We start from the raw sequence: 19,422 nt of genomic DNA, 5'->3' as shown, positions 1-19,422 counted from the left end.
GAGACCTGACCCCGAATTTAAGTCCGGTGCGACAGCCACTGTTGAGGGTCGTTTGGTGAACGGCGCAGGGTTTGTTGTTGGTGATGTAGTAAGCGAAAATGGGAATGGAGTTTACGCTGGGCTTTGCTTGGGGGCTGAGGACGGGATCGGTCGTTCATTTGGCTATACAATGTCCAAGTCTTGGGGTCAAGTTTACCAAGGTGTGAAGGGGCTCTTTGATTGATGATGGCACATCATGCGGGTATAGAATTTTTGATACAGATTATTGTTTTATCTTTTTTTTCTACTTTGTTTTTGGTGATGCCATTTTTCTTTGGAACTTGGAACTATATCGTAAAAAAGATACATACCTATTGCCATAGGCAAGCCTACTTTGAAGTTTCTTGGGGTTCTTATTTTAAAAATCAAAGACAGGTTATTCAGATGTACAGGGATGGTAGCTATATTAAGTTTTACGATGAAAAATTGAACGAAATGTATTCCTCTTTGCAGAGGATTCATCGGTTAAGCATTTATTTTTTCTTGTCGGGATTGATTGTCTCCGCATTGGTGTGGATTTTTTTATTTACCGTAGAGGCATAAAGGAAACGAATGGGTGGATTTATTGTGGTTGTTTGATTTGCCCAAGTTGTTGGTATGGCAAGCCCTCTGTGCATGAACTTTCTGGTGGCTTTATCACGTCACTTTTCGTGATGATCGGCAAGCAGGGCGGTAGAGAATGCATGATTGCCAGACTTGATCCCGTGTGTGCAGCAGGACTTGAATAGGAAACTCTCCCAAACCGGAAATGGTCATATGGGTATTGTGAAATGAGAGCCGAGCTCAGAGAAATGTATTCGTGGGAGCTGACCACTTCATTGAAAGATTTCAGGCCTGATGATCCGGACTGTTTTGGTCTTTACATTCGTTTGATGGTTGGCTTCAAGGGTGGTAAGGGCGCTGAGTCATTCGACCTCCTTGTGTGCACTCCGTCCTGGATTTCAGCTCAGTACGCTGGTGAGGGGTGGGTGTGGGGCCGACATATGTTGATCGTTCTTGAGTACGATTTCGGATTGATCAGGAAAGTCATTGAATCGTACATCGAGCGATGTTCCGGAAGTGATTGGCAGGAAGTTGCTACGAAGGTGAGCGCTATCGGGGCTTGGGAGTTTGAAGATTATCAGCCGTAATCGTTTCGATCGGTTCCAATCTGTTTGCCGTGATGGTATTTCTGTGATCCTCAGCAAGCCCAACGCGCCATTGTGCTGATCTGTTGAACAGAGCTGTATTGGCGAATCTGCAAGCGCTGGAGAGACCCATTAATGGATGATGCAGCTAGCAAGTCAGAGCGGATTGATCTGCTGGTGATCGGCGATTTGCCGATCGATCAGGTATTGCCCGTTCTGGGCGCCTTCAGCTGGAATTTTGCGGTATGCGTAGGGCCGGATAGCGAGCAGATGCACGATGCGGTTGATGACTGGTGCTGGGATAACGGCGAGAAGGGCCCGCCCACCACGTGGCATGATGATGAAATTGCCGACGAAATCATGGATCTGATTTCAACACTGGGAAACCAGGCGGCCAGTATTCATTTGCTGATGGGGCAGCCGGCCAGCATGCTGGAAAGCGAATTGATCCAGGCTTTCCACGCCATGTTCGGGCCTGAAAGAGTCAATCTGTTGATGCACGGCACAGCGGGCTGGCGCCGGTAACATCCGGCTATCCAACGGCTGCCTGCTGCCATCGCAATGGGTGGCAAGGCAAGGCCGGGCATGGGTAGTCTGGCCTGGCGCGATGCAATTGGCGCCGGCTGCCGGCCGAGCTGAAGGCGCCGCTGTTTCCCCGGGCCGAATTGCCTCCGGGCATCAGCCTGAGGCTGCCAGGAATGCGCTGGCATGGATTGATTTCATGTGGCCTGGTGAAGGCAGCAACTGCAGTAGCACCTTCAGCGGGTTCATTGCGCTACGCATGCGGTACACGGCAAAAAGCCGCTGCAGCCCCGATCAGTCATCCGGGCCATGCAGCGGCTTTTCCCATTTGAGGCAGCCCCCGGTGGGGCGGGCATCAATCCTGTAGCTGGATCAGGCTCACGTAACACATTTGTGGCGATGCCCCCTGCAGCGCCCAATCCAGGCGCAGCAGCTTGCGGCCCGATGATTGTGCGGCCAGCAGTGTGGTGTATATCAGGCGGCCGGATGCGCTACTCAGGTCCACGTAGTACATGCCATACAGGCAGTTGCGCGGGGCATTGCCGGCCGGCAGCTCGGTGGTATTGAAGAATGCCTGGGTGCCGGATACAGATACACCCAGCAAGGTGATGGTGATGCCGCCAGCGGGGGTTTCCACGCCAGCGTGGGCCAGGCCGGTCAGGCAAACCAGCATGACGGAGAGGGCTTTGAAGTATTTGATGATGTTCACGGAAGTGCTCTCTGAAATTCAGGTGGTGAATGAATGAACTGCAATGGGTCCGGATCACGTCGACCGGATAATCCGGCCTGGGGTTTCAGGCATGCCCACCACGGGGCGGGCATGCCGGTGTGTGTTTACTGCAAGGTGGTACTGACCGAGTTGGTGGTGCAAACCAGCGTGCCGCCGCTGTTTACAATCTGCATGTAGCGTACGTAGTTACCGGTGGAGCCAGCCCCGTTGGTAAAGGTAAAGCTAGCGGGAACCGCGCCTGCCGCGGCGCCGGCGGCATCCTGCGTGCCATTCTTGGTGCCATACCAGCGGCCCTGCGCGCCCGATGGCAAGTTGTTGCCGCTGACGACATAAGTCCAGTTGCCACCCGTGGCCACGTAGCTTGGGCCGCTGAGCGAGCAAGTCGGTGTGGGTACGGGCGTAGGCGTTGGTGGCGCAGCAAGGAAGGTGACTGCAACCGTATTGGTGGTGCATATCGGGGTGCCCTGCGCATTGCGGATCTGCGCGTAGCGGGTGTAATTGCCTTGGCCACCCGTGCCGTTGCCGTAGTTGGCAGAGCCAGGCGCAGGTTGTGAATCACCGTTGCCGGATAGATCGGTAACGCCATTCTTGGTGCCGTAGAAATAGCCGCGGGCACCGGTTGGCAGATTGCTGCCGGTAATCTGGAAGGTGACTGCGCCACCGTACGCCACCGTTGTCGGCGTGGCGCCCAGGCTGCATGGGACGGCCGGGGCTGGTGTGGGCGTTGGCGTGGGTGCTGCTGTGGGGCTGCGGTCGGGGTAGCCGGGCCGCTGCCATCTGCATTCTGCAACATGGCCAGCGAGACAAAACACACCGCCGGGCTGCTGGAGAGCGCCCAGTCTATCCGCGCCAGTTTCTTGCGCTGGATCTTGGCATGCACCAGCGTGTTGTAAACCTGTACGCCACCCGGGGTGGTCAGGTCTACATAGTAGACATACGGGCAATTGCGCGGCGCCGAAGCGGCCGGTAGCTCAAGGGTATTGAAATAGGCCGAGTTGGAGTTGGTGACGCCCAACTGGGTGACCGTCATGCCCCCGTCGGGATTTCAGTACCCGCCTGGGACCAGGCGGACAAGCCCGCGGCAACAAAAACCGGGGGCAGGGCGTAGCGGAGGAAATTCACCTGCATAACTCTTGAGACAGCTTCGAATGGCGGGCGCGATACACTACGCGCGCGCGTTGGCCTACCGTCATCTGATTGTGCGGGGGAAAAGAGACAATCGCGCTTGCAAATGCGGCATTACGCTGCCGATTTTGCCGTGCCCGCAACCATGTAATAAAGCCGGTGGATGGGTTTGAAGGGCACTGCATAGCCATTGCTGCTAGCGCAATAGCCTGGCTTGGCTGGCCCCTCTGGCGCGCTTGGAGGTGGCAAGGCTTGCATGCTGGTCAGGCACTGATGCAAAGGATGAATGAATGGAAAAAGCGCGCCTGAATCTGCTGGTGATCGGCGATTTGCCGATTGCCCAGGTTCTGCCCGTGCTAGGAGCATTCGCGTGGAACGTTGCGATATGCGTAGGGCCGGATAGCGAGCAGATGCATGATGCTGTCGATGACTGGAGCTGGGATAACGGCGAGAACGCCCCCATGACCACATGGCATGATGATGGCACCGCCGATGACATCATGAGCCTGATCTGGCCGTTGGCGGATGAAACAGACAGCATTACCGTGCTGCCCGGGCCGCCGGGCGCGCTGGAAAGTGAGTTGATCCAGGCTTTGCATGATCTGTTCGGTGCGGAGATGATCAGGATCGTGGCGCCTGCGTTGCCAGTTGAATCCCATATCAAGAAATGATCGGGCTGGCATGGCGGGTGGGTATCTGCTGGATCAGCGTGTTGATTTGGGTTTGGAACGCAGCACTGAAACAGCACACTGCTTGCTGCCAGTGTGCCGCTCCCAAGCCGCCCGGCGGCAAGCCATGTTGCCAGCCGGGCCTGTCCTGCCAGGTTAATCCCGTCCCGGCAGCCTGCGCAGCACCCAGCCATCGTTTTCCATCGGGATGATGCGATGGCTTTCTACCAGCCGCTTTTGCAGCACTTTGGCCGCTGCAAACTTGGCCTGCGTGAAGGGCTGGTCGTTGCTGTTGAGGATGTCGCCCGGCAGCGGCTGCGGGTGCTCGAATTTGTCCGGGCGCAGGCGCAAGATCCAGCCGCCGTCGGTCAGTGGAAGGACATCGTGGGTTTCCTGTACCTTCTTCTGTCTTGCGGCAGTCTTGGCAGCGGATTCGCTGGAGTAGGGCATCTGCTGCGAACTGAGCAGATCGCCGGCCTGGTACTTTACCGGTTGCGGCGGTTCCGGCGGGCGCCAGACTACCGGGCTGCCGTTTTCCCATGGCTGCGGCTGCAGCCGGGCGGCCATGACATTCAGCGGGGCGCCCAGGGCAATGGCCTGGCCCAGTTGATCGTCGACGGCACGGCCGGGGTCCCAGCTGTTGATGGCGGCGGTGTTGCTGATCAGCTTGCCGGCGGCACTGTTTACCGTGCCTTCCACCACATCCTTGGTCAAACCGGTGGCCAGCTTGGCGGCCTCCTGGCGCAGCGGTGTGGTCAGCACGCTGCCCACGATGCGTTGCGCGGCGTTGCCGAGGGCGGTATCCAGCAGTTGCCCGCCTTTGGGCAGCAGGGCGGCAACGGGGCCGGCAAGGGTGGCTGCGATATTGCCGCTACTGCGGACATTGGCTTCGTTCAGCCGATCAAGCCGGGCAGGGCCTTTGGCCAGTTCCTCTGCGAGTTTGTCGCGTATTTCGTTTTCCGCCCCAGTGCCGGCACTGCCAGTGCCCATCAAGGCTGCAGCGAAGGCCGCAGCCCGGGCGCCCAAGCCAGCCGCCCCGGCGCCGGGGCCAGCTTGCACTGCTATTTCCAGCGCGCCGTTCAGTGCGGCGCTGGGGTGATCCCACAATGCTTCTACTGCGCCACCAAAGCCCTTGGCATTCTTTACCGCCTGCTCGGCAGCGCGTTGTTGCGGTGATTTGAATTCCTGGATCTGTGCTTTTTGTTCCCGCAATCCGTTCTGCCTGGCTGCATAGTCCGCGTCCAGTTGTGCTGCCCATTCCGGAGAGGCAGCACGCATTGCCATTTTGACTACGTTGAGCCGGTCTTCCAGAAAATTGACGGTTTGAAACAGCTCATTGCCGCCTCCGGCAAAGCCGGCAAGGACATCGCCGGCAATTTCACCCATCGTGCGCGAACCATCTTCGGCAAAACGCGGTACCAATGCCTGCTGTTGCTGCTTGTAGAGATCGAATTGCGCATTGGCATTGGCCGTTTGCAGGCGTGCCGAGGCAGCATCATCATCGCTGTAGCGGGTGGGCGTGGGCTGTGGCCGATATGGTTCAGGTGTGTTGCGCGTGGTGGCTACCCGGCTGCGTGCAGCTTGCTGGCGTTGCTCGGCATCGCGCGCCAATGCCGCCAGTTGCAGCATGCGCTCGCGCTGTTGTGCATCGGCGATTTGCTGCAGACGCGGGTCGGCTTCATCGTGGTAGGCGCGCGCCGCATCCGGCACTGGCATGGGCCGCATGCCCGAGGGGACGGGGGTGACACCAGCGCGGGGCGTATAGGGCTCGGGCAGCGGCATGGCTGGCACGGGTACCGGTGCACCAGTCGGGCTGGCCGGGCGATTGCGCGGCGGGTTGTAAGGCGTGGGGGTGGACATGAACGGGCTCCCTGATTGGTACAGGGCATTGTCCCGGCCGGGGCGTTACGGGCGCGGCGGTGTAACGGGGCGGGAATGGGGTTGAAACGGGCCGGGCCACGCTGGCCGGGCCGGTGCAGATCACGCCGCGCAGGTCGGCTGACCAGCAAGGAAAACAGGCTAGCGAGGACTTGCACTGCCGGTATCACCCTTGCAAACCTCTGCTACCATGGCGCATGAACTTTCTTGCCCATGCCTATCTTGCCCGCTACAGCGACGAGGCCATGCTGGGGGCGCTGCTGGGCGATTTTGCCAAGGCGGACATGCTGGGTCTGTACCCGCCCACGGTGGTGCTGGAGATCATGCTGCACCGGCAGGTGGATAGCTACACCGATAGCCACCCGGTGGTGCTGGCCGGCAAGGCGTTGTTTGCGCCAGAGCGCCGCCGTTACGCCGGCATCGTGCTGGATGTGTTCTACGATCACTTGCTGGCTGCCAATTGGCCGCGCTACAGCGATGAAGCGCTGGATGATTTCACGCGGCGTTTCTACCGGGCGCTGGCGCAGCACCATGCCACGCTGCCGCCGCGGCTGCAGGCGATTGCGCCCAGCATCATCGCGCATGACTGGCTGGGCTCCTACCGCAGCATGGACAACACCGCGCATGCCATCGGCCGCATTGCCGGGCGGTTATCCCGCAACGGGGATCTGCTGCGCGATGGCGTGCTGGATCTGCACGCGCATTACGATGCGCTGGCGGCGGGGTTTGCGGTGTTCTTCCCGGAGTTGATCCGGTTTGTGGAAGAAAAGCGCGCCGCGCTGCTGCGCGACATGGCGCCGGCGTGATGCGCTCATCGGTGCTGATGTATCGCGCTGCGCAGCCGTTGTGCGTTGGCGGGCAGCGCACAGTGCCGGGGTGAACGGAGGCTGCCGCCCTTGGTGATGGCGTGCGCTGGCAGCAATTATCGCCCCCAGCGCATTGCCACACCCTGATCGCAGCCGTTTTCCTGCCCGGCCCGGCTGCTACCGCAATACGTTAGCCCAGCCGCCGCCCGCCAGCCGGTTCAAGCAAACGGTGCTTGCCGCGCCAGTAGCAGGTCGATCACGTCCAGCACGGCGTCGTCGTTATTGCTGCCGGCCTGGTAGCGCGCCACCTGCTTCACCCGCGCACTGCCATTGGCCATCGCGTAGCCGAAGCCGGCCTGGGCGAGCATTTCCAGATCGTTGCCACCGTCACCGAATGCCAGTACTTCGCTATCCGCAATGCCCCAGCGCTGCTGCAGCCGCCGCAGCCCGCTGGCCTTGTGCACGCCGGGGATGATCAGGTCCACCGAGCCATGCCCGCTGGATACCGGCTTCACGCTGGCGTTGAGGGTTTGCTCCAGCGTGGCCATGAAGTGCTGCAGTTGGTCGTCGTTGAAATCGGTGGCCGGGTCGCCGGACAGATCCAGCGCAAACTTGAATACGGTGTCGTCGATATCGCGGTAATCCGCCACGCGCTGCAGCCGGTGGTAGTAGCGCTGCATGCTGGCAAAGTAGTCATCGGCGAAGCGCGTGTGCATGTATGCGCTGTGCTTGCCGCATACCGTGTAGCGCACCGGCAGATCATCGAGTACCGCCAGGATGCGTGCCACCGCTTCCGGTACGAACGCGCCGACGAACAGCGGCTGGCCGGCCTCCACCACATAGGCGCCGTTTTCCGCCACAAAGGCAATCTGCCGCGCGATATCGGGAAAGAACGATTGCAGCTGGGCATACTGGTTGCCGCTGGCCACCACGAACTTCACGCCGGCCTGCTGCAGTTGCGCGTATTGCGCGGCAAAGCGGGCGCGGTCGTAAGTCATGCCGCTACGCAGGAAGGTGCCGTCCATATCCACGGCGATCAGTTTGACTGGCATGGCTGCTCCGGTTGCTTGGAAAAGGGGATCGTTCGGTCAGAAGCGCAGCCAGCGGCTGCTGGCGGCGACGCCCACCATCAGCGCGGTCACGATCAGGAAGGCCACCGGCAGGCTGCTGTGGTGGGCAATGAAGCCGATGCCGGCCGGGCCGGCCAGCACGCCGGCGTAACCCAGCGTGGTCATCGCCGGTACCGCCACCGCTTGCGGCATGCTGGTTTGCCGGCCCACCGCGCTGAACAGCACCGGCACGATGTTGGCGCAGCCCAGGCCCACCAGCGTGTAGCCCAGCAATGCCGCCTGCCAGTACGGCAGCAACGTGGCCAGTGCCAGGCCGAATGCCGCCAGCAAGCCGCCCACGGCGACAATGGTGCGCGGCCCCAGCCGGTGTACCACCGCATCCCCGCTCAGCCGGCCAGCGGTCATCGCCAGCGAGAAACACGCGTAGCCAAAGCCGGCCTGTGCGGAGGAGATGCCGCGCTCCTGGGTGAGGAACACCGCGCTCCAGTCCAGCATGGCGCCTTCGGCCAGGAACACCGTCATCGCCAGCACGCCCAAAAACAGCACCACGCCGTGCGGAATGGCAAACGGCGGGCCATCGTGCGGGCTGGCGTAGGGCAGCAGGCCGGCATAGCCGCGCCACAGCGCCAGCAGCAGCAAGGCTACCGCGATCAGCGTGCCCGCCATCGGGGAGATGCCCAGCGTCATCAACCCGCTCAGGCCTGCTGCGCCGACGATGCCGCCCAGGCTGTAAAAGCCGTGGAAGCCGGACATCATCGCCTTGCCGCTGGCCTTTTCCACGATCACCGCCTGCACGTTCACCGCGCAATCGGCCGCTCCCACCGCCGCGCCGAACACGAACAGCACCACGCCCAGCAGCGGGGCGGATGAAACGACAGCCAGCAAGGGCAAGCAGGCGCACATGGCCAGCGTGCACGCCGCCAGCAGCGCGCGGCAGCCGTAACGCGGCGCCAGTGCGCCGGCAATCGGCATGGCGATGATGGAGCCCGTGCCCAGGCACAGCAGCAGCAAACCCAGCGATCCGTCATCCAGCCCGGTGCGGCTTTTGGCAAATGGCACCAGCGAGGCCCACGCCGCCATGGCGCAGCCCAGCACCAGGAACAGCAGCCGCGTGGCGCGCTGTTCGCGCAAGGCCGGGGAGGGGAAGCGGCTATCCATGGTCATTCCTTCAAAAGTGGCCGTGCCCATTGCGGCGGCGGCTTTGGGGCTTGTTTGCCTGCGCTGTGTTGCGGTGCGATTGCCAGTTCCGGGGCACGCGGCAACGCATCAGGGTATTCGTGCAGTTCAATTCGCCGTGTGTGGTGCGGCTTGCCTGGCCATAGGCAGCGTGCCCACACCCCACACGCATGCACCACGGTTTCATCGCTCAGCCTGCGGCTGCATCCGCGTAATGCACGCTCACGCCTTGCTCGGCAAACGCTGCGCACAGCGCGCTATCCGCTATGTATTCCACCACCACGTGGTCGATCTGCCGCAGCGGCGCCACGTGGTGCAGTGCGCTGGTGGCCAGTTTCTCCCGCGTTGCCACGATGAGGGTCTGGCCGCTGCATTCGATCATCGCGCGCTTTACTGCAGCCTCTTCGTTGTCGCTGCTCCATAGTCCGCCCTCCGCCTCGATCGCGCAGGCACCGGGAAAGCACAGGTCCACGCGCAGGCGGCGGATGGCTTCCACCGTTGGTGCCCCCAGCGCCGCACCGGTGCTGCGGTCCAGCCGGCCACCCAGCAGGTGCACGGTGATGCCGTCTTTCTCCAGCAATTGCTGGGCGATATCCGGGGCATTGGTGAACACCGTCAGCGCCTGCCCGGCCGGCAATGCGGCGGCAATGGCGCTGTTGGTAGACCCGGCATCGATCAGCAGCGTTTGCCCGGCGTGCACCAGTTGCACCGCGCAGCGGGCCAGCCATTGCTTGCGGTCGGTCTGCTCATGCTGGCGCTGGCGCAACGGGGTGGGGCCGGCATCGGGCAGCAACGCACCGCCATACACGCGCTGGCACAGGCCGCGTGCGGCCAGCTCGCGCAGATCGCGGCGGATAGAATCTTCCGATACCGCAAAGCGCACGGCCAGATCCACTGCCAGTACCCGGCCCTGCTCAGCCAGTAGGTGCAGGATGTTGCGCTGGCGTTCTTCGGGGAGTGCATCGATGGGCGCAGTCATGGATGGTCTCTTGCTTGATCGGGTGATGGGTGAGCAGGCGGTAACAACGGGCGATGGAATGCTCAGGTGAACCGCTTGATTCATGGCTATTGTGCGTAAACGTGCATAAATGTGCAATGAAATTCGATAGATTACGCGCTGTTTGGCTAAAAGGCAGGTGGATTTTTTGCGGTTTTGTGCACGATTTGGCGTGATTTGAAACGGCGGAAGCGGAACGGAAACATGCAGTCACCAGGCTGTTACCGATATCAATCCTGCGAAGGGTAGGGGCTTGGCACTTGCCGGGGCATGCAGGCCAACGGCAATCTGCTGCCACACCGGGCGGGCATGGCACCGCTTCGGGCATCCTTGGCATTGGCGCAGCGGGTTCCGCTGCGGTGGGTTCATCCCGCCCGGCGATGGGGCCAGCAGCGCGGCTGCGCTATCTGCCCAGCTTGGCCAGGTCTTGCCGGGCCATCTCCAGCCGGGTTTGCGCGTTGTCGCAACGGCTGCGCTGTTGGGCCAGCGCCTGGCCGAAATCTGCAACCGGAATGCGTGCCTCGTCTGATCCATCATCCGGAAATGCATGCTCGGCATGGCTGAGCATGCGCTTGAGCTTGGCCTGGCACAGGCGGGCGCTGGTTTCTGCGGCGGCCAGCGCGGCCTGCACACGCGGCAGCACCTGTGCCTGCTGGCGCGCCACTTCACGCTGCCGCAGCCCATCGTGCACCAGCTTGATGGCGACGGCGCCCAGGATAAAACCCAGCGCCACCGCCCCCTGACGGAGCCATTTTCTATCCATGCATGCCTTTGCGTTGCGGTGGGCAGTGTCGCGGGCTGCCCAGACCATCATCTGGTGCCACCATGCCGGATGGTGTGATCACCGGGCAGACACCGTTTGCCGCTGCGCATAGCGGGGGTACGGAAATCCTCGCCAGCGTGCCGATGACGGCGTTTCAAGCTTACAACGCTGTGCGTGTTGTAAAGGGGGGACAGCAACGCCCGCCATGACATCCGAGTATCCATGCGGCCTGTACGCATTCATACCAAAAAGTTTGGTGTCAGTAAAATTTGATTTTTGCTTTCCGTTTGCAAACCGGCGAAAACAACCGGGCAAGCGATGCCTGCGCCGGCCTGGTCGATGCGGGCGTGCATCGCAATGAACCCTGGCGCTGCCGTGCCCGCTGCACTGCACGCAGTTGCCCCCGTGGGACCGCCATCATGCCCAGCCCCGCTATGCCCGCCCCCCGTAAGCTGCTGCTGTTTTGCGACGGCACCAACAACACGCTGACTGGCCGGATCGAAGACACCAATGTGCTCAAGCTGTACGAGCGCTTTGCGCTGGGCCAGCCGGCGGGTGATAACGGGCCATTGCTGCTGTATTACGATCCGGGCGTGGGCTCGGCCGCTGGGGCGCCGCCCATCGATTTTGCCGACATGCTGCAGAAAGGCTACGACCGCGCCATCGAACTGGCGCTGGGGCGCGGCATCTATCGCAACATCGAAGAGGGCTACCGCTTCCTGATGCAGAACTGGCGGCCGGGGGATGAAATCTACTGCTTCGGTTTCTCGCGCGGGGCGTTTACCGCGCGTGCGGTGGTGGGCATGGTCAACCTGTTCGGCATCATCCAGTCGCAGCACCGGGTGCTGTTGCCCACGCTGCTGAGGGTGTATTTCACCCCGCCGGATGCGCCGGCATCCGGTAAAAAGAGATCGGTTGCGCACGGCTTGTCGCGTTATCTGGCCAGGCGGAGCGCCCGCCATAAACAGGCCGAAGCTGCTGCCGGCCATGTTGCCGGCGGTGCATCGGGCCGCGAACGGGATGGCCCACATGGCGGCAAACCGGGTGGCCAGGCCGGGGCTGAAGCACAAGTCACCACGCGCGAGAACCTGGCCGAGCAAATCCGCGCGGATTTCAATACCCCGGCCAGCCGCGATGCCTGGGTGCATTTTGTCGGCGTGTGGGATACCGTGGAATCGGTCGGCCTGATCCCGGTGCTCACCCAGCAAAACCCCAGCCCGGCCACGCTGGTGGGCAAGCGCATCCATCATGTGCGGCATGCGCTGTCTTTCGATGAACACCGCTATACCTTCCAGCCACGCCTGTACGACGAACCGGGCGATATCGATACGCCGGCGCAAACGCTGCGCCAGCGCTGGTTTCCCGGCGTGCACAGCGATGCGGGTGGCGGCTATCTGCTGGCGCAAGCCGGCCTGTCGGACAACACGCTGGGCTGGATGATCACCGAGCTGGCACCCTGCGGCCTGATCGTGCCGCCCCCGCTGCCCACCCCCGCTGACCAGCTACCCCCCGCTGTAGCGCCTGCCAGACTGTTGCGCCACGATGCGCTGTACAGCGCACCCTTCTGGGCACTGATCGGCATGTGTGTACGCAATCTGCAACCGCGTACCGCCCAGGGCGTGCCGATCACCATCACGCCCGGCCCGTTGCCGCCCGATGCAACCTTGTCCAGCGAATGGGACCGACGCCGGCCGGTCAGTGCACTGCTTGCAGCGGTGTTGATCGGTTTTCTGTGCCTGTGGCTATCGGGCATGGCGCTGCAACCGGATGGCCCGCAAGGCGGAATCGATGCACTACTGGCACCCAGCCGCTGGGCGTGGCAGCTGCTGTATCTGGATCATGTGCCCGCAGTGCGCGCGCTGCTGGGTCTGCCGGCGCCCGGCACCAGCTTGCTGCAGCGGCTGCTTTATCTCCATCAGAACGCCACACCGGGCTGGTCGATCTTCTGGGATTTCGGCTTCATCGCCTGCTGGGGCTATCTTTTGGCCCGCGTGGCATCGCGCGCGTTCACCTTTCTGGCGGGGCCAGCCGGGCCGCAATCCACCGGTTATCGCGGCTGGTTGCTGCTGGGGCTGCTGCCGGCCTGCGCGGCACTGGGGGATGTGGCGGAAAACTTCTTCACCCTGGCGGCACTGGCCGCGCACGGCACCGGTACGGATATTGGCGCCGCGTGCCTGCTGGGGCTGGCAACGCTGGCCGCATGGATCAAGATGCTGGGCCTGCTGGGCAGCGTGCTCGCGTTCGGCCCGCATTATCTGTGGCTGCAGCTCACCGGCAAAAAGCTGCCGGCCAGACCTGCAGGCAAGGTATCCGCCCCGCCGGCGGCTCCACTGGGGCAGGGGCGCTAGCCGAAGACAATGGGCGAGAATACCCATTGCAGCTGCGGCGGCGCAGCCCGTTGCTCGAAGCGGAACGCATGATCACGCCCGTTGACGGAGGCTGCCAGGATACCGGTCTTGCCTTGCTCCACATCCACGAACAGCGCGTAGTTCATCTGATCCACCAGTGCATCCAGCATGCTGGCGCGGCCCAGCATGGTGAGCAGCTCGGCCAGCCGCGGGTTGCCCGAGCGCACCGTACCCTGGTCAGCCTCGGCACGTTGCACGCGATCAGGCTGGCTGATCAGCGTATCGAGCAGCATATGCAGCAGCTGCAGCTCATCCAGCCCGCGCTGGTGATCGTGGCCGGGCAGGTGCAGGGTAAAGTCGCTCATGCTTGCTCCTCACTCGGGATATTCAATGCTTGTTCGCTGGGTAAATCCAGACCGGCTGCGGTCAGTTCCGCACCCCAATAACGGACGACCATGCGGTAAACCTCTTCGTAAATCATCCGGTAGTTTTGGACTTTCCTTTGGACTACCCAGCTGTAGGGTAATGAATATTCTTCGGAAAGATATTCAACAAAGTGCTCGAAGTCGAATTCGGCACATTGCAAGGCCTTTATCAGTACCTGAGTCATTTCAATTTTTGAATCTATCTTGAAATAGCCGAATCTTTTTTCCTTGGGGAAAAAATGTTCGATCAAGGCCTGCTGAAAATTATGGCGGACATTCAAATCAATGTGGCCGAAACGGTCCTCCATCTTTTCTTCCTTATCGTACGCATCGAAATCGTCAATAAAAAGAAGCAGGTTGTTCAGTTGCGCTTTGGTAAAGCTTAAATAAACGATGCGGGTATTTTTCATCATGGACTCATTGGAAAGGCTGTGTAAGGTACGTCGAAATTTGGGTCGAAGTTAACGATCCAGTCTGTATATTTTGGTATGAAAACAGCTTCGCTTTCACCTTGTTTTCTCTTCAGATAACCGCGCCCGATGCTCGTGTCCGCAGTACCCGTCACGGATTTTTTAGTAGCTACATTATATAACGGTAATCCACGCGTTTTTCGTGTGGTCGCCTCATTCAACACATGCATCATGGTTTTGAAGTCGGTGAACTGGGTACTTCTATTCCTGGATAATGCTCCCGATTGTGAGCTATCCCATCCCGGCAACCCCTCCCTGGGGTGCGTGCCGACTTCCGCGCGGGCCTTCATATTGGGCAGCGGGATATCCGGTGCATGCTTATCCCAGAAGTGGGCTTTCAGGCCGGGAAACTTCTGATTCAACGTGTCCTGCAGGTTTTTCACCCAGCGCGATGCATTGGCCTCCGCCGCAGCCTGGATCAGCCCGCTGCGCTCCTCCATGCTCAGGTGCGCCCATTTGGCCCGGAGCGCAGCCACCCGGCTGGCTTGTGCGCTGAGGGCAGGCGGTTCGCTTGATTCTACCTGTTCCAAGCCCGGCGTTGTGCCCGCATCGGCCATGGCGGCTGGCGTGCCTTCGGCGTGGCTTTCGACTGGTGGCGGTGCAGATTCGGCAGGCAGGGTGGCCTCGCCAGCGCTGGCGGCGTCGGTGCCCGGTATGCCTTCGGCCAGCAGTGGGTGCGCGCTGACTGGTGCATCCGGTACCTGCCGGGGTGTCATCGCCGCGCTTGCTGTTTCACCCGGTATTGCGCGGGCTGCATCCACGCCTGCAGGCGTGCTTACGGAATCCGGCGCATTCGGCCTGATCACCCAGCGACCATCTGCAACGGGTACTACGCTGTGGCTATCACTCAGCCCGTTGATCTGCGCCGCATACGCTGCCAGACCGGCTCTGGAGTAGGGCTGCTGCTGGGCGTTGAGCACATCATCGGGCCTGATGGGAGTGTAAGTCTCCATGGCGTGGCCGGCATCCTCGTTGGCGCGAATCACCCACCCGCCATCAGCCACCGGCACCACGCTATGGCTATCAGCCAGCCCCTGCATCTGCACAACGAATTCGGCGAGCTCCGGCCGGGAAAAGGGTCGCTGCTGCATATTGAGCTGATCGCCGGGCTGGATGGGCGCGGGCTGGCCCGCACTATCCTTGGGCCGTAGCGCCCAGCCATCGGCAACCGGTACCAGCTCGTGCGTGTGCTGCAAGCGCTTGATGCGGGCGCCCAGTGCGGCGATTTCCGCGCGCGAGTACGGCTGCTGCTGTTCGTTCAGTACATCACCGGGCTGCGCGGGCGGCAGGTGGCCGTGGATGGCTGCTGGCTGCGCTGCCCCTAAAGGCTGCGCATGGGCATCGGCCTGCAGGTCTGCGGGGGCGGGGAGTGCGGTTTCGCCAGTGGGCAGCGCCGGGCGGCTGCCGGCTTGCCGGGTCTCTGCTTGTAGCGGGGTGGTGGCGTTGGGCGCTATGCCCGCTACGGCTTCATCCGGCGCAGGGTAGGGCTGCTGGGGCTTGCGCTGCGCTGCCGGGCCGTTTGCGTGGCCCGGTGCCGCTTCACCATCCCCGCCCGCTGCCGGCTGATGCGTGCCAGATTCCACGCCCGCAAGTGCGGGGCCAGCTTCGCCGCCCGGTGTGGCCGGCGCATGCATCGGTGCGGTATCCGGCGCCGGCGGCTCTGCCGCCATGTGATTGGCCGCTTGGCGAGTGTGTTGCAGCGACCCCGCACCGCCAGCCATACCGCCCATCATGCTGCCGGTTGCCGCTGCGTTGGCCACGCCTTGCAGCAACGGGCGCTGCGGATCGTAGCTGAGCCTGGCGCCGACGTTTTGCGCCCATTGGCCACCGCCTTCTTCCACAGCGCCTTTGGTGCCCTCGGTGATGGTCTTGGCGCCCGCGCGGGCGGCCAGCTGCCGCAGGCCCAGTTTTTCCATCCCTTCATCGAGCGCGCGACCAAATACGCGGCGGCCCAGCGTGCCACCCACGATGCTGCTCGCAATCGAGGCGGGCAATGAAGCCAGCGCGGCGATATCGCCGGCCTGGTTGGCCTCGGCATTGCTGCGGCCCTGCGCCCAGGCTTCTGCTTGGGCTGCGGTAGCCGCATCGGCGCTGTTCATCGCCGCATTCATGCCTGCTTCCGTAGTGATTACCCGCCCCAGCACCGGCAAGCCGGCTTCTGCCGCAGCAAGGCCGGAAACTGCTTTGCCAGCGAGGCCACCCAGCAGCAATTGCGGCGCCTGCTGGATGGCCAGGTTGCGCGCCGCCCGCGGATGGCTGGCGTATGCCGCATACATATCCACAAAGCCTTCCGCTTCAGCCGGCGCCCGCTCTGCTGCTTGCTGCTCAGGCGACTTCCAGCGCTGGATCTTGTCGTCGTTGGCGTTCAGCCAGCGGGCGGCGCTGGCGACGGCATCATCCTTGGCATGAGCCAGCGATGGTGCAAAGGTGCCCATGCGCATCAGGCCCGGCGTGATATCGATGCCCTTGTTGCCGGCCCACAGCGCCAGCTTGGCCAGATTGTTGACACCGCCAACCAGCGAGGCAGCATCATCCTGGCTTTGCTTTTGCTGCACATCCAGCGGGGTGGTCAGGCGCGAATGGGCCAGGGCAAGCGGCGTGATGGACCAGATTTTCTCGCCGATGGCGCCAAGGGCATCGCCGATGCCGGGTTGCGGCGTTTGCGCGGCCAGTTCCTTGGCGCGTTGGCGCTGTTGCCTAAGCGCCCAGCGATCAAAATCGCCCCGCTCATCCGCCGGCAGCGCTTGCCACTGGTCGAAATAGCGCTGCATCGTTTCCGAGCGGACGGGCGGCTGGAATGTATCGGTGGCTGCCAGCAAGCCCGCTGCGCGCTCGATGGCGCGCGGGCTGGGGGGCGGTGCAGCGCTTGCGCCGCCGCCTCGATCTTTGTTGCGGCTATCTCGTGCCGCAGTGGCGCTCATGGCCGGCTGCCCACGGTTGATTCAATGGCCTGGTAGCGCATGTACATCCCCACAATGACGAAGAAACGGCCATTGTTCTTGCAGGGCAGCAGGCGGGGTGCGGGTGTAACGGGCGCGCTGTCAGGGTGAAACCAGGAGGCCGATCAGCACGCAATGGCCGGTGCAAGTGGACAACGCGGCGCTTTTCGCCTGGCGGATCTGGCACGCCATGCCTGCTATTCCGTGCACCACTTCGAGCGGGCGTTTGGTGATCAGGTAGGGGGCGCCGATGGATGACCTGCGTTCCCCGGCCAGCTCGCCCCGATTGCCTGGGCCAATTTCATCGATGATTACCAGCAGGTAGGCAAGCAGGAAACCAACCCGCGCTTCGCCCGCAGCTTTGCCAACAACACGCTGGCAGTCACCATCGTCGGCGGCTTCGGTACCTTCAGCGCCACGCAAACCGCTCAGAAAACCTACGGCCCCGGCGACGCCACCACGCTGTACCACCACCCGCTGCCGGCTGCTGCGCTGGCCGGCCGCTATGCCGGTACGCTGCGCAGCGTGGGCATTGCCAGGCCGCAGGAGAAGATCAGCGATTTCACCATCAGCGCAGATGGCCACTTCGATGTCAGCGCTGCCGATTGCCGCTTCAGCGGCCAGCTGGTGCAGTACGCCGCCACGGCAGTCTTCGAAGCCCGCGCCGAGGCCACCGGCGCCAGTTGCAAATACACCGCGCCCTTGCTCGGCCTCGTCACCCCGCTGTCCGTCATCGATGGCAAGGCCCGGCTGGCGTTCCAGCTCGATACTGCTGACGACGTGCAAACGGCGGTGTTCGTGGTGAACAAACAATAGGCGACGCGCAGCGCCGGCATGCGCGGGTTCGATCTGCCTGGCAACGGGGCCAGTCGCCGCTGCACCGCCCGGCCATCCGCCATCACTCCGCTGGCAGGGGCACGCAGGCAGGCCGGTTGGTGCAGGCTATGATGATCGGGTAGCCCGGCAGCTGCGGCCATCAGCGTCAGCCCAGACATGACCAACAACGTGGCTGCACCCGGCTTTGGCACTGCCACTCACTGCATGAAGGAAAACAGCATGAAACCATTTGTGGCTGCGTTTGCGCTGATCAGCGCGCTGCTGGCGGCACAGGCGGTAGCGGAACCGCCACCGCTCCGGCACGAGCCGCCGCCCGCCAAGCCGCAAATCGTCGATGGCATCGAATTGCCAGCCATCCTGCACGTCGCGCCCGACCGGGATGCCATCCTGGCTGCTGCGGATATCCTCATTTTCTGGGGCGGCAGCTCCAAGTTCGGCAACCTGTTCTTCAAGCACAATGGCCGCTGGTACGCCACCGGCGGCTTCATCGGCAATGTGGACGAGTTCATCGAAAAGGAAGCGCGGATATCCGGCGGCACCATTGTGTACGTCAGCGATGCATCCAAGCCGTTTGCGGAAACAAAATACGGCATGCGCATATCGCTGAATATCACTGGCGGTGCCAATGCAGGCTGGCGGTTTTTCTATACGGAAGAGTATGAGTTTGGTGAGCCACCGGCATTCCGGCATTACTACGATGAGCAAAACAGGAAAATTGAATATGCCGATTATTGATTCCGCCCTGCCGCTTTGCAATCCACTATCCAGGCATGACCAAACGGGTTTCCGATGCAATATCTGATTCAGGTTACGGAAGACAATGACGAAGAACAGATGTATGCCGCCCCGGTGGCGGATGATGATGCGCGGTATCTGAAGCAGTACGTGGCGCCAACCCTGCAGCCGTTGTCCATGCCGGATTACATGCACGGGCCGGCGGTGTTGCTGCATACCTTTGCGCGCTTCAGCTATATCCTGGATGAGCAGCATTTGTACTGGTGCATCGAATGGAACCCGGGCTTGCTGGTGCTGCGCTTTGCCGTGGATGGCAGCATGGGCTGGACGGCGATCCGCTCGCCGGTTCCGGGCTTTGGCGGGCAGGAGGAACTGGAAGCGGATGTACTTGCTTATGATGACGATGCCGAAAACCATCAGCGCAATCTGGTATTCACCGCCTGGAATTCCCTGTTCGATAAGCAGTACCGCAAGTGGTATGCGTTTGTGCCGGCAACGCAGGCAGTTGCCGCGCGGCATGAACAGTTGCTGCAGGGGGTCAATACGGCCGGTGAGCAGCTGCAGCAACGGTATGCAGACACGTTTGAAGCATGGGCCAAGGATTGCAGGCAGCGCATTGCAGATTGGGCCGGGGAAGGGGTGCGGCTTGGCCCGGATGCCTATACCAGCAGCTGATGACCATATGGATCAACGGGATGATTGATTTTCAGCAGGAGCGCATGAGCCGGGCGTTGTTGCACAACGCAGCAAGCCCGATCCGCTCCCGC

At 62.0% G+C, this 19,422-nt stretch carries 20 protein-coding genes; 9 read left to right on the top strand and 11 right to left on the bottom strand.

Features of this window, described 5'->3' with window-relative positions; all coding sequences use genetic code 11:
• The 3 genes from IGB42_RS22385 to IGB42_RS21035 form a co-directional block, all read left to right on the top strand.
• The coding region (locus IGB42_RS22385; protein WP_236822684.1) for a hypothetical protein at positions 1–223 on the top strand (223 nt) is incomplete at its 5' end.
• Between the two features lie 586 nt (positions 224–809).
• Positions 810–1,169, top strand: a complete 360-nt coding sequence (locus tag IGB42_RS21040; protein ID WP_159675439.1) for an immunity 8 family protein — start codon at positions 810–812, stop codon at positions 1,167–1,169.
• Positions 1,170–1,301: 132 nt separating this feature from the next.
• Complete coding sequence (locus tag IGB42_RS21035; RefSeq protein ID WP_159675437.1) at positions 1,302–1,691, top strand: hypothetical protein; 390 nt, start codon at positions 1,302–1,304, stop codon at positions 1,689–1,691.
• 352 nt (positions 1,692–2,043) lie between these two features.
• Here the strand turns inward: IGB42_RS21035 and IGB42_RS21030 are convergent, their stop codons facing one another.
• A complete protein-coding gene (locus IGB42_RS21030) occupies positions 2,044–2,397 on the bottom strand; it encodes a hypothetical protein (protein WP_159675435.1) in 354 nt (117 codons plus the stop codon).
• Between the two features lie 125 nt (positions 2,398–2,522).
• Entirely contained in the window at positions 2,523–3,089 is a 567-nt protein-coding gene (locus IGB42_RS21025) for a hypothetical protein (protein ID WP_159675433.1), read from the bottom strand.
• Positions 3,090–3,833: 744 nt separating this feature from the next.
• Between IGB42_RS21025 and IGB42_RS21020 the strand changes: the two genes are divergently transcribed.
• The gene (locus IGB42_RS21020; RefSeq protein ID WP_159675431.1) at positions 3,834–4,214 is read left to right on the top strand and encodes a hypothetical protein; all 381 of its coding nucleotides are present in this window, start codon (positions 3,834–3,836) and stop codon (positions 4,212–4,214) included.
• 153 nt (positions 4,215–4,367) lie between these two features.
• Here the strand turns inward: IGB42_RS21020 and IGB42_RS21015 are convergent, their stop codons facing one another.
• On the bottom strand, positions 4,368–6,071 hold the full coding sequence (locus IGB42_RS21015) for a hypothetical protein (RefSeq protein ID WP_159675429.1): 1,704 nt from the start codon (positions 6,069–6,071) through the stop codon (positions 4,368–4,370).
• A gap of 215 nt (positions 6,072–6,286) precedes the next feature.
• Between IGB42_RS21015 and IGB42_RS21010 the strand changes: the two genes are divergently transcribed.
• Complete coding sequence (locus IGB42_RS21010) at positions 6,287–6,895, top strand: ACP phosphodiesterase (protein WP_159675427.1); 609 nt, start codon at positions 6,287–6,289, stop codon at positions 6,893–6,895.
• A gap of 218 nt (positions 6,896–7,113) precedes the next feature.
• Here the strand turns inward: IGB42_RS21010 and IGB42_RS21005 are convergent, their stop codons facing one another.
• The 4 genes from IGB42_RS21005 to IGB42_RS20990 all read right to left on the bottom strand — a co-directional run bounded on the left by IGB42_RS21005 (position 7,114) and on the right by IGB42_RS20990 (position 10,901).
• On the bottom strand, positions 7,114–7,947 hold the full coding sequence (locus tag IGB42_RS21005) for a Cof-type HAD-IIB family hydrolase (protein ID WP_159675425.1): 834 nt from the start codon (positions 7,945–7,947) through the stop codon (positions 7,114–7,116).
• A gap of 36 nt (positions 7,948–7,983) precedes the next feature.
• Positions 7,984–9,123: an MFS transporter gene (locus tag IGB42_RS21000; RefSeq protein WP_201800041.1), complete on the bottom strand. Its 1,140-nt coding sequence runs from the start codon at positions 9,121–9,123 to the stop codon at positions 7,984–7,986.
• A gap of 208 nt (positions 9,124–9,331) precedes the next feature.
• The gene (locus IGB42_RS20995; protein ID WP_159675423.1) at positions 9,332–10,120 is read right to left on the bottom strand and encodes a DeoR/GlpR family DNA-binding transcription regulator; all 789 of its coding nucleotides are present in this window, start codon (positions 10,118–10,120) and stop codon (positions 9,332–9,334) included.
• Positions 10,121–10,541: 421 nt separating this feature from the next.
• Positions 10,542–10,901, bottom strand: a complete 360-nt coding sequence (locus IGB42_RS20990; RefSeq protein ID WP_159675421.1) for a hypothetical protein — start codon at positions 10,899–10,901, stop codon at positions 10,542–10,544.
• 434 nt (positions 10,902–11,335) lie between these two features.
• Between IGB42_RS20990 and IGB42_RS20985 the strand changes: the two genes are divergently transcribed.
• Positions 11,336–13,249, top strand: a complete 1,914-nt coding sequence (locus tag IGB42_RS20985; protein ID WP_159675419.1) for a DUF2235 domain-containing protein — start codon at positions 11,336–11,338, stop codon at positions 13,247–13,249.
• Here the strand turns inward: IGB42_RS20985 and IGB42_RS20980 are convergent.
• The 4 genes from IGB42_RS20980 to IGB42_RS20965 form a co-directional block, all read right to left on the bottom strand.
• Positions 13,246–13,614 carry a hypothetical protein gene (locus IGB42_RS20980; protein ID WP_159675417.1) on the bottom strand — a complete coding sequence of 123 codons (369 nt, stop codon included), beginning with the start codon at positions 13,612–13,614 and terminating at the stop codon, positions 13,246–13,248. The genes IGB42_RS20985 and IGB42_RS20980 overlap by 4 nt on opposite strands.
• On the bottom strand, positions 13,611–14,087 hold the full coding sequence (locus tag IGB42_RS20975) for a hypothetical protein (RefSeq protein WP_159675415.1): 477 nt from the start codon (positions 14,085–14,087) through the stop codon (positions 13,611–13,613). Before IGB42_RS20975 ends, IGB42_RS20980 begins: the two co-directional genes overlap by 4 nt.
• On the bottom strand, positions 14,084–17,065 hold the full coding sequence (locus IGB42_RS20970; protein ID WP_159675413.1) for a hypothetical protein: 2,982 nt from the start codon (positions 17,063–17,065) through the stop codon (positions 14,084–14,086). The genes IGB42_RS20975 and IGB42_RS20970 overlap by 4 nt, the downstream gene beginning before the upstream one ends.
• A gap of 120 nt (positions 17,066–17,185) precedes the next feature.
• On the bottom strand, positions 17,186–17,554 hold the full coding sequence (locus IGB42_RS20965) for a hypothetical protein (RefSeq protein WP_159675411.1): 369 nt from the start codon (positions 17,552–17,554) through the stop codon (positions 17,186–17,188).
• A gap of 54 nt (positions 17,555–17,608) precedes the next feature.
• Between IGB42_RS20965 and IGB42_RS20960 the strand changes: the two genes are divergently transcribed.
• The 3 genes from IGB42_RS20960 (at position 17,609) to IGB42_RS20950 (ending at position 19,330) form a co-directional block, all read left to right on the top strand.
• Positions 17,609–17,899, top strand: a complete 291-nt coding sequence (locus IGB42_RS20960) for a hypothetical protein (protein ID WP_159675409.1) — start codon at positions 17,609–17,611, stop codon at positions 17,897–17,899.
• Between the two features lie 240 nt (positions 17,900–18,139).
• Positions 18,140–18,655 (top strand): hypothetical protein, encoded by a 516-nt coding sequence (locus IGB42_RS20955; protein ID WP_159675407.1) that lies wholly within the window; start codon positions 18,140–18,142, stop codon positions 18,653–18,655.
• A gap of 54 nt (positions 18,656–18,709) precedes the next feature.
• Entirely contained in the window at positions 18,710–19,330 is a 621-nt protein-coding gene (locus IGB42_RS20950; RefSeq protein ID WP_159675405.1) for a hypothetical protein, read from the top strand.
• Positions 19,331–19,422: the final 92 nt, after the last annotated feature.

Origin of the sequence: Andreprevotia sp. IGB-42 (assembly GCF_009848685.1) — a bacterium.
In the GTDB taxonomy this organism is placed as follows: domain Bacteria; phylum Pseudomonadota; class Gammaproteobacteria; order Burkholderiales; family Chitinibacteraceae; genus Andreprevotia.
Note: the sequence above shows the minus strand (reverse complement) of the source record. Positions and strands in the feature narration are given on the sequence as shown.

Excerpts from the sequence above, each read along its gene's own strand:
- IGB42_RS21040 (WP_159675439.1), top strand. The coding sequence starts at position 810 with ATGAGAGCCGAGCTCAGAGAAATGTATTCGTGGGAGCTGACCACTTCA.
- IGB42_RS21035 (WP_159675437.1), top strand. The coding sequence starts at position 1,302 with ATGGATGATGCAGCTAGCAAGTCAGAGCGGATTGATCTGCTGGTGATC.
- IGB42_RS21020 (WP_159675431.1), top strand. The coding sequence starts at position 3,834 with ATGGAAAAAGCGCGCCTGAATCTGCTGGTGATCGGCGATTTGCCGATT.
- IGB42_RS21015 (WP_159675429.1), bottom strand. The coding sequence starts at position 6,071 with ATGTCCACCCCCACGCCTTACAACCCGCCGCGCAATCGCCCGGCCAGC.
- IGB42_RS21010 (WP_159675427.1), top strand. The coding sequence starts at position 6,287 with ATGAACTTTCTTGCCCATGCCTATCTTGCCCGCTACAGCGACGAGGCC.
- IGB42_RS21005 (WP_159675425.1), bottom strand. The coding sequence starts at position 7,947 with ATGCCAGTCAAACTGATCGCCGTGGATATGGACGGCACCTTCCTGCGT.
- IGB42_RS21000 (WP_201800041.1), bottom strand. The coding sequence starts at position 9,123 with ATGGATAGCCGCTTCCCCTCCCCGGCCTTGCGCGAACAGCGCGCCACG.
- IGB42_RS20995 (WP_159675423.1), bottom strand. The coding sequence starts at position 10,120 with ATGACTGCGCCCATCGATGCACTCCCCGAAGAACGCCAGCGCAACATC.
- IGB42_RS20990 (WP_159675421.1), bottom strand. The coding sequence starts at position 10,901 with ATGGATAGAAAATGGCTCCGTCAGGGGGCGGTGGCGCTGGGTTTTATC.
- IGB42_RS20985 (WP_159675419.1), top strand. The coding sequence starts at position 11,336 with ATGCCCGCCCCCCGTAAGCTGCTGCTGTTTTGCGACGGCACCAACAAC.
- IGB42_RS20980 (WP_159675417.1), bottom strand. The coding sequence starts at position 13,614 with ATGAGCGACTTTACCCTGCACCTGCCCGGCCACGATCACCAGCGCGGG.
- IGB42_RS20975 (WP_159675415.1), bottom strand. The coding sequence starts at position 14,087 with ATGATGAAAAATACCCGCATCGTTTATTTAAGCTTTACCAAAGCGCAA.
- IGB42_RS20970 (WP_159675413.1), bottom strand. The coding sequence starts at position 17,065 with ATGAGCGCCACTGCGGCACGAGATAGCCGCAACAAAGATCGAGGCGGC.
- IGB42_RS20955 (WP_159675407.1), top strand. The coding sequence starts at position 18,140 with ATGAAACCATTTGTGGCTGCGTTTGCGCTGATCAGCGCGCTGCTGGCG.
- IGB42_RS20950 (WP_159675405.1), top strand. The coding sequence starts at position 18,710 with ATGCAATATCTGATTCAGGTTACGGAAGACAATGACGAAGAACAGATG.